Genomic DNA, 11,038 nt, shown 5'->3' with positions numbered 1-11,038 from the left:
GTATGATTACCCCTACAAATCAAAAAATCTAAATATACATTTTTGTATATTGATTTCTGATTTCATTTTTTCATAGAATTGTAAAGCCTCTGTATATATCCTAAGTGCTAAGACACTGTTACTAAGATTTAGGGGCTTTACGGGTTAAAATCTGATTAAAAATCTTAGTTCTCTGAAACTGAATACAAGAAAAGATTATACCCTAATTCTATTCTCAAGGAGTTAGTTATGAAAAAGGATTTTTTTGTAGGTGCGGACGTATCTAAGGACAAACTAGATATTTGCTTTTTAACTTCAAACGAAACTAAAAAACCTCTTTACGTTTCACTCCCAAACGATTACGAAACGATAAAAGCATATTTTAAGTCATTTATCAAAGATAATATAACGATAGTTTTTGAATACACAAATAACTATCATATAGTTTTACAATCTGTCTTAAGTGATTTAAAACTTAGATATTCGCTTTTAAATCCTCAAAAAACAAGCTATTTTTTAAAACATCTATCACACCAAAAAACGGATTTTAAAGATAGTTACGGACTGGCTCTATATTGTAAAATTTTTCACTCCGAATTAAATCCAACAACTTATAACAAAGAATACAACCTTATAAAATCTTATAACTCGGCTATACTTCTTTTATCTAAAATCCAAACACAATTAAAGAATTTTAAAAAGTCTCAAGATTTCGTAAGCGATCCAAGTCTTAATGAAATCATTACAACTCTAACTAATCAGATAAAATCTTTGCATAAAAAGCTTAAAATTCTCGCTTACGAAATCCTTAAAAGCTTTATACCGAATTGTGATGAAATCGTAAATAATAATAAGGGTTTCGGTATAGATTTAGCATTAAATTTATTCCCTAATCTACACTTTAACCGAGATAAAACCGCAAAGCAGTTTATATCTTTTCTTGGTTTATCCCCTCGCATTTATGAAAGCGGAATATCGGTTAAGAAATCCAAATGTATTAATAAAAAAGGTAGCTCAAGTATAAGACGTGTTTTATTCTTAGTTGCTATTGTATCGATACGTTTTAACGATAAATTCAGACAAAAATACGAAAACCTAATAAATAAAGGCAAAAACAAAAAAGTTGCTATCGTAGCCGTTATGTGTGCGATAGTTAGATATTTAAAATCTCTTTTTAGCTTCGATGAAAGTTTTATAAATGGCAAAAATTTACATAAGCTCGGAGCATATTAAGATTTTATATAGCGTGTATAAACTTCTTTCAAGATATAACAAACGTATATCAAGAAAGGATTTAATAAGAGAGAGTGGCGTTGATAAACGGGCTTTATCCCGTCTTATCCAAAATAGATACATATTACAAGACATAAAGGACTAAAAAATGGCAAAGCAAACTAATGCCCTAACTACACCAGAGCAAGAATTAAGAGCAAGAGAGATTTATAACGCTCTTAATCAAGGTAACGATTTATTCGAGCAAAGAATAAAGGTTTTAAAACTCAAGAAAGTTGACGGAAAGACTAAGACCGATAAAGACGGTAATCCTATGGTTGATGATTTCGGAGAAACCCAAAAATGGGAAGATAGCTATGTTATGACTTATGTCGCTATGAACTCGGGCGGAGAGCATACCACAAGGATTACTCAAGCTCAATTTTTAGAGCTTCAAGAAAACGAGATTTATATTGCAAGCGGAAAGATAGAGTATAGGCTATATAAGGATAATTACAATTCTACACCTGTTATCGTCTTTGATAAATTTGTTCCTGCGATTGAGTTATTCGTATCTGCTATGCTTAAGTTTGAGGGAGTAAAAGCTTAATTTTTAGGGCGTTTTGTTTTGCTGACGCCCTGCCTATCAGGTAGTACAGGCGTTGCAAACACTGAAATTAATCTTAAATGGAGTTTTTTAAATTATGAAATCTGTCGTATTAAATTTTGGTAAAAATCTTAGATATTATTTGAGAGTTAAAGATGTTGAAGTTGAATTAAATTGTCAGGATACTTTACAAAAACATCAATTAATATCTTTATTAAAGCTTTTTGGCGATGTTTTAGTTTTTGATTGGCAGGCTCAAGATTGGGTTAAGGCTTAACAATGAATTACAACCTAAACAACCTTAAAATACTTCATCAAGGCATAGATACTTTAGTTATCGGTATTCTTTGCACCGATAAATATACTTTTGACACTAAATTTAAAAGTTTCGTCAATAAAGTAAGAGTAGCCAAAGAGAGCGCACTAAACATAAAAGCTTTCGGCGAAAAGGTTGTTAAATCAAGTTTAGGGCTAAATCACGGCGATTTTTTTATAAGCTCAAAGGGTATGGCTAATTACTTCGGATTTGTAAAAAATGATGATATTTTCTTTTCGGTTTCCGATACTGATTTCGATACGAAAGGCATATATCATATAAAATTACAATTCCGCTCCGTTTATCTGCTTAAATACGGTCATATCCTTTGTATGGAGCAGGTAAAAAGCTTCTTATCTAGTATCTTTGATGATAAATACGTCATTAAAATTTTACGTCTTGATTTATGCACCGATGTTACGGGTATTAAATACACTCCAAGCGACTTTTTTAATTTCCGTTCCCTTAAAAAGGTAAGTAGCTATTCCGATACCGTTCTTTCAAGTAAGAGCGATGATGATTTATTAAGCGATGAGGAGCAGGTAAAAGGGCTAGTATCTATAAGTGATATAAACGTTAATAACTTTATGCGTTTTAACCGCTTTGAGGGTATGAGCTTCGGTAAAAGTCCTCATATGTTTAGGGTCTATGACAAAATCAAACAGATACAAAATCAAAACATCTCAAACTTAATTTTTACAAAGTGGGAGCTTAACGGATTTAACATTGAAAGGGATATATGCGTATTTCGCCATGAGGTAGAGTTCGGTAGGTTAATGCTTAAAAGGCTTATTCCTCTAAATACGATTGACGAAGTAAGCTTTGTATTTAATAATCTTGGCTCTTTTTGGCTAGACGGTCTTAAAATTTGTAAATGGTATGATTTAACGGACGATGAAAGGGAGCGTATAAGCTCTAATTCTATTGTATCAACTTCTATTCGTTCTATTTATTTCAGAGTTGAAAGTGATAACAACCGCTTTAAATTTTGGGATTATCTTGCTAATTGGGATAACTTAAAATTTAAACATCTAAGCAAACACGACTTTATTAAGTCAAGGGATTTAAAAAAAGCTAAAAAGGCTCTTAAGGCTTTTATATCTGCTGTATATACAAATCTTGGTTATGAGCATAATAACTTTTTAATAGTTCTTGAGGAAGTCAAGAAAGATTTAGAAAAACAGGGGCTAAATTTGCACGAATACGGCTTAAGTAAAATTGCAGGCTCGTTTAACGATAACGAAAAGATTATTAACGACAACGGGCTTGATATTGTTAATCCTTATTCAAGCTTGGTTTATTTTGCTTTAGACCAATTTATTATCGCTTTAAAAGAGATGATAAACGAGGAGTATAAAAAACCTATTATAGACGCTTTAACAGCTATTAAATATCAAAGGTTAAATGATGAATTGGATTGAGTTTCAAGCATTATGGCTTAAAAGGGGTTTTGTTGTTGTCGGAAATCCTTTTAAATTTTATGTTTTAAAGGTTTTAAAATGACCATTTTAGAAAGTATCTTAAATGACTTATTAAGCAAGGGGGATAAAAAAGTCTGTGTTGATTTCAATAATCCTAAGCTTAAGAAAGAATTTTTTAAAAGGTATGATGATATGCATTATCTGAATACGGGTAGGCATATAAAAGAGGGTTCGTGGCTTTTTGATAAGGCTATGATTGAATATAAAAATCAAAGCTATCAAATAAATTTAGCAAAGCTTACCGATGAAAAAGGATATTATCTTGTTCGTGGGGTTAAGTATCTTTTTGCTATCAAAGAAAATACATTAAATTTATATGACAAGGAGTAAAAATGTCAATCAATAAAGAAAAAATTGCGGATTTTACGGATAAGGTAAATCCTATCGTTAAGGGGTTAGGTGCTTTAGCTTCTATATTTTTGCCAAAGGCTAGTGTTCCGATTGTTTTGGCTAGTGAGGTTTTAGACGAATTATCAAAAATAGATAGTAAAGACGCTAACGATGTCGTTTTAGGTCTTACCGCTACTTCGCAGGCAATAGATGATATAGCAAATCAGGCTAAAGAGGGTAAAAGTATAGATTATAAACAGCTTGAGCTATTAAGCGAAAATATCAAGGTTATAGATAAATCGCTTGATAAATTTTATAAGATAATCTCTTAAGGGGCTTTGATATGTTTGAAAATTTTGCTCTTGTTTATCCTCAAGGATTTGATGCCGATAACGGCTCTTTGCCTCATAAAACTCAAGTTAATGTAAGGGGCTATGACGGAATTTTCATTGTGCATAGTTCTTATTCTATGCTTGTCGCTGAAAATAGTTATGTCAATTTTTATGTTTTAAATAAGATTGATGATAAGGCTAAAGGTATTATTTGCCCAGAGCAATTTTTGAGTAAGGTTGATAAACCTGTTGAGGATAATTCGTTAATTCCGTCTCCGTTTGATATTGGTAAAAACTCTTTAAATGGTAGTTTTGGCTCTTTTAAAGACGGTCAATTTGTTAAGTTTAAATTTGATGATAGAGTTTATAAAATTGTTGCTTCTTTCTTTATGCTAAATTCAGTTAATGGTTTTATAATTTGTTATAAATTGTCAAGCCTTTCGGGTGATTGCGTTTTTTATTGTCCGCAGTCTTTTTTAACTCGCACTTTTGAGCCTGAAACTATTGTCAAGGATAATAATTCTGGTGATAATGGTGGTGAGTTTCCTCCTGCTACTTAATAGGGGTTTGTTATGGCTGTTCCTTTAGTTGGTGTTCTTAGTTCTCAGTCTGTTAGCTCTATTTTGCAAGGTCTTTTAGGTTCTGCTGCTTTTGTTTATCTTATTAATATGTTTAAATCTGAAAAGACAAAAGAGCAGTTTGATTTTGATAAAATTCCTGCTCCAAAGATTGAGCAAACACCTAGTGTTAGTTTGGTTTCTTTGATGTCTGAAAGAAATCAGCTTTTATATTCTCAAAATTTACTTTTGAGTTCTTTAATTGATGTTATAAAAGCTAATTCTCTTGCGACTACTCTTTCTATGGTTGGTAATAACTCTTTTTCTGATACTGCTTTAAAATCTCTTTCTAATGCTTTTAATAATGTTTCTGATAAAGCTAAAGATGAAAACAAAGAGGGGTTTAAGCCTAATATATCGGCTGGTGATACTGTTGTTAAAGATACTGCGCAGGATTTAATTAAGCCAGATGTTAAGCCGTCTATTGATAATGTTGCTTTAAGGTCTATTGCTTCGGCTGTTGATAATCTTGGTAAAGCTCAACTCGCAAATAATGAGCTTATATCCGCTATGAATGCAACTGCGATTAATAACTCTCAACGTGTCGCAAATGCTATCACAAGCGGAAAAATGACGGCGGAAGTCAAGAATAATGTTAAAGTTCAAAACGATGTAGTTATAAGACGTTTGGAGGCTGAATTGTCCGTTAATAAGCCCGTTGAAGTTTCTTTGCCTGCCGAAGTTATGGCTTATAATAAATCTATGCTCGAGCAAAAAACAAAAGAGGTGGAAAACTCAACTAAAACCTATGAAATTTACAAAGAGCAAGACACTTATCAAAAAACCGCTCAAAACATTGCAGATTTAGACGGCAAAACCATAACAAACGCTTCCCCTCGTGCTGTTGCTTTACAATATCAAGCTACAAGGGCAAGGACTGCAACCGATGTTAATTCGTTTGAGCTTGACGACACGGATATTGATACATTATTTGGTAATTTACCTGATATAACTAAGATATTTAATTTTACTTTACCTAGTGAGATTGATAAAGAATTTTCAAATTAAAGGAGTATAAAATGGATAATCCATACACACCAAAACAGTATTTAAATAGTGAGAAGCAAAGCAAGACTGATATTTCGTCTGTTCTTAATTATCTTAATGATTTAGATGCAAAAGGTTATAGAGTTGTTAAAAAGCCTAGTTTTTTTGAACGTTGGCTACTTCCTTGTTTTATGATTTTTATATTTTTATTTTGTATTTTTATTTATTCTGAGGTTGTTGGCATAAAACGTCAAGTTTCTGCTACTGATAAGACTTTTACTAATTTTGTTAATTTGGTGCTTCAAAATGTCAAACACTAATAACGGCACTCGGATTTTAAAACTCGGCATTGATGAAATGTTTGAGGATTTAACCTATAACGTCGCCTATAATGAGGTTTTACAACGTCTTAAGGCAAACGGAATGGACGACGGAATACTTAAAGAGGCTATTAACAGTGGTATTACTATTATGTTTAGTTCTGCTTTAATGCTTTATATCCAAAAACAAGAGGCAATTATCGGTAAAATTTTAGCTGTGGTTATTGCTCTTTTAGGCACTATTTTAAATCCTTTAGTTGGTAAAGCTACGGGGCTTTTAAAGAAATTTAAAAAAGGTGTTAAGGCAAGTATGTTCTCTAAAATTTTTGGTGCTTCTATGGAGGAGCGCATACAATACGCTAAAGTTGTCGTTGATGGTGCTAATACTGTTTTTAATGCACAGCAGAGCGCAAATCAATATTATAATCGTGCTGATGGTGTTATGAAACAACGTGAGCTTATAATGCACTCTAAAGACCAACAGTTGGCTTATGCAAAGGCTAAAGCCGATAGTTTTAATCAAACACTACTTTTTAAAATTTTAACATCTAAATTTACCGCTAACGATAAAGAAATTTTAAGACGTATAACTGGTGGCACTGCTGTGGATATTGAAAGTCTTAATAAAGTTGCCGAATTTATGTATGTAAAGGACGATAAAGGCAATATAACGGGCTTAAGCGAGCAGTTTATGACTATGCTTAACGGCTTAGGTTATTTTAACAATAAAACGAAAGGAGTAAATCCCTAATGGCTCTTGATTGTGAAAATGCTTTCGCTCAAGAAATGGAGCAACTAAGAAAGATAAACGAAAATCTTGAAAAACTTAATAAATTTTTAGGTGCAGATAAAGAAACTAATATCACTTTATCGCAAAAAATAGACCAAACAAATCATTATTTAAAACTCCTTTGTTTAGGTATAGTCGGTAAGGACAAGTGATAAATGGTTGCTCTTTTAAAGCATTGTTGTTGTGCTGGATTAATTCCTTTTTCTGTTCGTTATCATTTTTCTATAAAACATACTTCTTTTAGGGCTGGTTGGAGTTTTCCAGATAGTTACGGCTTTGATGTTCGTTATGATAAAATGCCATATTTTGACGGATTATTAATTACAAGTAGTTCTTTTTATTTATCTACTAAGGATGATTATAATTCACTTAAACTTAGGGGCGGTTCTTTTTTGCTTGGGGATATCTATTCGGTTGAGCGCATTAATGATGAAATTATAGGTAAAGATTTTGATGGACTTAAAAATCTTTTTAGATTTTATCCTATGGAAATATTTTATAATTTTACATCTGATATTGCTACTTTGATTGATTCTTTAAACGATAAACTTATTCGTTTTTTATCTGATAAATATTTGCCTATTTTTCCTACAATTCCTAATTATCCAGCTTTGCCACCGCACGGAATTTATGAAGACCCTTACGAAAAATATGTTTTTCCTGCTTTTAAACATTTGTCAGGTTTTTATATTGACGTTTATTATGATTTAAAATTTTCTGTAAAAGTTAATTCTTTGAATAAAATTGAGGCTTTAGAGTATCATAGCTTTGATTTAGTTTCTACATCTGATAATTTGGGAGATTATTAATATGCCACTATACAAAATAACCCAGCAACAAGGAAACCGCACTATTACCTCACAACTTGAAGCTAAAAGCCTTGCTGATTTACAAGCTTTTCTTAAGGCTGTTTCTACTGCTAAAATTAAGTATATTTACGAGGTTCATTTTGAGGACGAAACAACCTTGCCGCCTATTGACGACTTTAACTATTATAAGCAATATAAAGCTTTTTGTAAAAACTCAAACCGCCGAAGTAAGCAAACATTAATCCATAATGTTAAAAAGACTATGACTGAAAGCAAATTATCAAGCTTGATAAAGACACACCTAGAAACGGGCGGTATGAAAATAGAGGAAGTCAGCTGCGCTTTGTTTATGGAATAGATTTCCCTCTTAACCTGCTTACCCCCTCCCCCAAGTTCTCATTTTCTCTCATTGTTTTCCTAATTGTGGGTATTTGCTTAAAAGCTTTGTGTGGAGCTTAGGGCGCAGTAAAAACTTTCCCGCGCTCTGCGCGATCTGAAAGTTTTTCAAGCCGTCAGCGTAACACCAGCTTTTTAAGCGGTATTTTTCCACAATAGGAAATAATGAGAGATGTATTTTTATTCGGCTTGATTGCTTTTAAAAATTTAACTTTTTGACTTGAGCTTTTTTGTTTTTCCCGGTTTTAAATAATTAATTTTCTTTTATTCGTAATACTCTATTTGTCTTTTTCACTTAAATAAATCTTAATTAGTCGCATTTTACTCAATTACTTTCCCGTTGTTTAGGTGTTTTTCTTGTTGCTTTGTGCGACTTTACAATCCATTTCTTATAATTTCAAGCGTATATATACAAACATAAAATAAACTCAAGGAGTAAAGGAAATGTTAAAACAAACAATTCAAGGTTTAAGACCTTTAAGTATTGATGTAGTCGGCAATGACGGCGATAAACAAAAACTTATCGACATAATGGCTGGCAAGGTTGAGAAATATAAGTCTGTGGGTTCGGGCGGTCAAGCTCTAAATCAAATCCCTAATCCTTTAAACAAAAAAGTGTTTATCGTAGGCGATAGAAATGAAAACGGTAGAATTTCTACAATGTTTACGCTTCCTCACGTTAAAAACGCAAGTGAATATCCAGAGCTTTTAACCGATATAAAAGGCAAGTTTGATAGCTCTTACGATAGTGATGTAAAATGCGAATACGTAACGCTTAAATTTGACAAGTAAGAAAGGATAAGAAATGGCTAAATCATTAGTAAGAAATCAAATAGCAGGTAGAACTTTTGGCTTTGCGCTTCCTGCTGAGGGAGCAACGGCTAAAACTTTTTGTGATAATCACTTAGAGGGAACTTACAACGTTTATGAAGTTGAAAGCACTTCAGGAAATGAAGTAGAGGCAAGCGTGTTAAGGGTAACTGTTACGGGTAAAAGTCAAGCAGGCAGAAAGTATACTTTAACTTTCTACGGCAAATCAGGACTTAAAGAGAGCGAAATAAAAACAGCTCTACAAGACGTTACATTTAATAACGTTAAATTTGACGAAGTTTATATCATCGGTATATCCGAAGTAGCTATATCGTAATGACTTCATTTGATTTTTTAAATCATCTTGAGCCGATAGTAACAGTATCGGCTCTTTTGCTTACGGGTCTTAACTGGATAATATCTTTAAGGATAGATAGCATTAATAAAAGACTTGACAGCTTAGAAAACTTAGTTAAGATAATCACAAAACAAACCGAGATAAGATTTAAATATGACACTAGGAAAACATCAAGAAAATTTTAGTAAGGACTTAGCTATCCTGCTAAACTACCTCCACGATAATAACTACGATGTAAGAGTAGGCGAAGCCGAAAGAACTAAAGAACAGCAAGAAATTTACGTTAATCAGGGCAAATCTAAAACATCTAATTCAATGCACCTAAAAAGATGTGCTATTGATTTACATATATTCAAAGATAACAATTATATAACTTCAAAGCAAGAGCTACAAGCAATAGGTGATTATTGGGAAAGCTTATCAGCTGAAAACAAATGGGGCGGAAATTTTAAAAGTTTTATAGATACTCCACACTTTGAAAGAAATTGCTAAAAACACTCTAAACACCGATTTATCAATAACTACAATCAACTAATCACAATCTATTATCAAAATCGGGCTTGACTTTTATCTTAAAATCTTAGTAGGCGTTCTATCAGGAACTCTCCACGCATTATCAAATGTGTATTGCGCCTCAAAGCTGATATCGCCCTCTTCGTTTGTTACTATAACGCTAGGACTTATCATGAAATTTTTATACTTGATATCATCTCGCCAAGATTTTCCTCGCTCGCCGTCTGCGGTTAGCCTAAAGGCCAACTTGCTGTTTGCAACGTGATTTACGTCAGCCCCCATACCCATTCTATACCAGCTGCCGTATCTGGCGGATATCTTTTGCAAAGGTATGAAATTTGCCTTCTTACTTACCAAATTCACAACCGCTCCACCGTCACTTCTTCCGTATAGTATAGAAGCCGGACCTTTTAGAATTTCAACCCTTTCTACGTTTGCGGTGCTTCTTCTGATCTGACCGGAATCCCTCACTCCGTCTCTATAAATATCTCCACCGTCTATACTAAAGCCTCTTATCCTTATGCTCTCTCCGCGCATATCATATCCAGCGTCAACGCCCGCGTTTCCTTCCAGTATGCTTGAAAGATCGTTAGTGCCGTAGTTGCGGTTTTTTTGTATGTCGATTGTTTCGATGGTTTGTGGGGTCTGTTTATTACTTAAGCCGTTTCTATTTAGCTCCGCGCTATCATAGGTTATATAGCCTTTTAGGCTATCTTGCTCTGAAATTCCTTCAACTTCTACGCTTGGAAGCACGACCGAATAAGATCCGCCGGCATCGGCTAAAGCCAAAGTAGCCATGATGACACTTGAAGCAAAAATGCTAATTCTCATTAATTTCCCTTAGATAAAAATAAAACTGATAGTATATATCATTATTTTTTAAAACCTTATTAATTATAAATTAAGTATATGCAAAAGATAAGTCGTCTCTTTAAATTTTGAAAATTTGCAAATATAAATTTATATAAATTCAAGCTCTTTTTTTGATTTGGCAAGCAAATTTAATTCAAATTTATTCAAAAAGTAATACACAAATTTAAACCTCTTGCCTTCAAGCCGTGCGGGCACAAAAAGATAAATTTATAGCTATCTTTATATTGATTTTATATCAAATTTATATAACAAATTTTATAATATATTATTTTATATTTTATATATTATAAATACTAAATTTAGGAATT

Annotated in this window: 18 protein-coding genes; 17 read left to right on the top strand and 1 reads right to left on the bottom strand. The window is 32.7% G+C overall.

The window, feature by feature from the left end:
• The first annotated feature begins 228 nt into the window (after window positions 1–228).
• The 17 genes from CDOM15925_RS06900 to CDOM15925_RS06820 all read left to right on the top strand — a co-directional run bounded on the left by CDOM15925_RS06900 (window position 229) and on the right by CDOM15925_RS06820 (window position 9,836).
• The gene (locus tag CDOM15925_RS06900) at window positions 229–1,212 is read left to right on the top strand and encodes a transposase (protein WP_169942442.1); all 984 of its coding nucleotides are present in this window, start codon (window positions 229–231) and stop codon (window positions 1,210–1,212) included.
• A gap of 148 nt (window positions 1,213–1,360) precedes the next feature.
• Entirely contained in the window at window positions 1,361–1,801 is a 441-nt protein-coding gene (locus CDOM15925_RS06895) for a hypothetical protein (RefSeq protein ID WP_169942440.1), read from the top strand.
• Window positions 1,802–1,895: 94 nt separating this feature from the next.
• On the top strand, window positions 1,896–2,075 hold the full coding sequence (locus CDOM15925_RS06890) for a hypothetical protein (protein ID WP_169942438.1): 180 nt from the start codon (window positions 1,896–1,898) through the stop codon (window positions 2,073–2,075).
• A 2-nt stretch (window positions 2,076–2,077) separates the two neighbouring features.
• A complete protein-coding gene (locus CDOM15925_RS06885) occupies window positions 2,078–3,535 on the top strand; it encodes a hypothetical protein (protein ID WP_169942436.1) in 1,458 nt (485 codons plus the stop codon).
• Window positions 3,536–3,613: 78 nt separating this feature from the next.
• On the top strand, window positions 3,614–3,925 hold the full coding sequence (locus tag CDOM15925_RS06880) for a hypothetical protein (protein ID WP_169942434.1): 312 nt from the start codon (window positions 3,614–3,616) through the stop codon (window positions 3,923–3,925).
• Window positions 3,926–3,927: 2 nt separating this feature from the next.
• Window positions 3,928–4,257: a hypothetical protein gene (locus tag CDOM15925_RS06875; RefSeq protein ID WP_169942432.1), complete on the top strand. Its 330-nt coding sequence runs from the start codon at window positions 3,928–3,930 to the stop codon at window positions 4,255–4,257.
• Between the two features lie 11 nt (window positions 4,258–4,268).
• On the top strand, window positions 4,269–4,817 hold the full coding sequence (locus tag CDOM15925_RS06870; protein WP_169942430.1) for a hypothetical protein: 549 nt from the start codon (window positions 4,269–4,271) through the stop codon (window positions 4,815–4,817).
• A 12-nt stretch (window positions 4,818–4,829) separates the two neighbouring features.
• The gene (locus CDOM15925_RS06865; RefSeq protein ID WP_169942428.1) at window positions 4,830–5,882 is read left to right on the top strand and encodes a hypothetical protein; all 1,053 of its coding nucleotides are present in this window, start codon (window positions 4,830–4,832) and stop codon (window positions 5,880–5,882) included.
• 11 nt (window positions 5,883–5,893) lie between these two features.
• The gene (locus tag CDOM15925_RS06860) at window positions 5,894–6,181 is read left to right on the top strand and encodes a hypothetical protein (protein WP_169942426.1); all 288 of its coding nucleotides are present in this window, start codon (window positions 5,894–5,896) and stop codon (window positions 6,179–6,181) included.
• Window positions 6,168–6,932, top strand: coding sequence for a hypothetical protein (locus CDOM15925_RS06855; RefSeq protein WP_249934705.1), 765 nt, complete (start codon window positions 6,168–6,170; stop codon window positions 6,930–6,932). Before CDOM15925_RS06860 ends, CDOM15925_RS06855 begins: the two co-directional genes overlap by 14 nt.
• On the top strand, window positions 6,932–7,123 hold the full coding sequence (locus CDOM15925_RS06850; protein WP_169942424.1) for a hypothetical protein: 192 nt from the start codon (window positions 6,932–6,934) through the stop codon (window positions 7,121–7,123). Before CDOM15925_RS06855 ends, CDOM15925_RS06850 begins: the two co-directional genes overlap by 1 nt.
• A gap of 3 nt (window positions 7,124–7,126) precedes the next feature.
• The gene (locus CDOM15925_RS06845) at window positions 7,127–7,780 is read left to right on the top strand and encodes a hypothetical protein (protein ID WP_169942422.1); all 654 of its coding nucleotides are present in this window, start codon (window positions 7,127–7,129) and stop codon (window positions 7,778–7,780) included.
• Between the two features lies 1 nt (window position 7,781).
• Window positions 7,782–8,138 carry a hypothetical protein gene (locus CDOM15925_RS06840; RefSeq protein ID WP_169942420.1) on the top strand — a complete coding sequence of 119 codons (357 nt, stop codon included), beginning with the start codon at window positions 7,782–7,784 and terminating at the stop codon, window positions 8,136–8,138.
• Window positions 8,139–8,620: 482 nt separating this feature from the next.
• Window positions 8,621–8,968: a hypothetical protein gene (locus CDOM15925_RS06835; protein ID WP_169942418.1), complete on the top strand. Its 348-nt coding sequence runs from the start codon at window positions 8,621–8,623 to the stop codon at window positions 8,966–8,968.
• A 13-nt stretch (window positions 8,969–8,981) separates the two neighbouring features.
• Entirely contained in the window at window positions 8,982–9,323 is a 342-nt protein-coding gene (locus CDOM15925_RS06830; RefSeq protein ID WP_169942417.1) for a hypothetical protein, read from the top strand.
• The gene (locus tag CDOM15925_RS06825; RefSeq protein ID WP_169942415.1) at window positions 9,323–9,529 is read left to right on the top strand and encodes a hypothetical protein; all 207 of its coding nucleotides are present in this window, start codon (window positions 9,323–9,325) and stop codon (window positions 9,527–9,529) included. Before CDOM15925_RS06830 ends, CDOM15925_RS06825 begins: the two co-directional genes overlap by 1 nt.
• Window positions 9,498–9,836, top strand: coding sequence for a M15 family metallopeptidase (locus tag CDOM15925_RS06820; protein WP_169942413.1), 339 nt, complete (start codon window positions 9,498–9,500; stop codon window positions 9,834–9,836). The genes CDOM15925_RS06825 and CDOM15925_RS06820 overlap by 32 nt, the downstream gene beginning before the upstream one ends.
• Before the next feature lie 75 nt (window positions 9,837–9,911).
• Here the strand turns inward: CDOM15925_RS06820 and CDOM15925_RS06815 are convergent, their stop codons facing one another.
• Window positions 9,912–10,688, bottom strand: a complete 777-nt coding sequence (locus CDOM15925_RS06815) for a TonB-dependent receptor plug domain-containing protein (protein WP_169942411.1) — start codon at window positions 10,686–10,688, stop codon at window positions 9,912–9,914.
• Between the last annotated feature and the right edge of the window lie 350 nt (window positions 10,689–11,038).

The sequence above is a fragment of the Campylobacter sp. RM15925 genome (genome assembly GCF_012978775.1).
Lineage (GTDB): Bacteria > Campylobacterota > Campylobacteria > Campylobacterales > Campylobacteraceae > Campylobacter_A > Campylobacter_A canis.
Note: the sequence above shows the minus strand (reverse complement) of the source record. Positions and strands in the feature narration are given on the sequence as shown.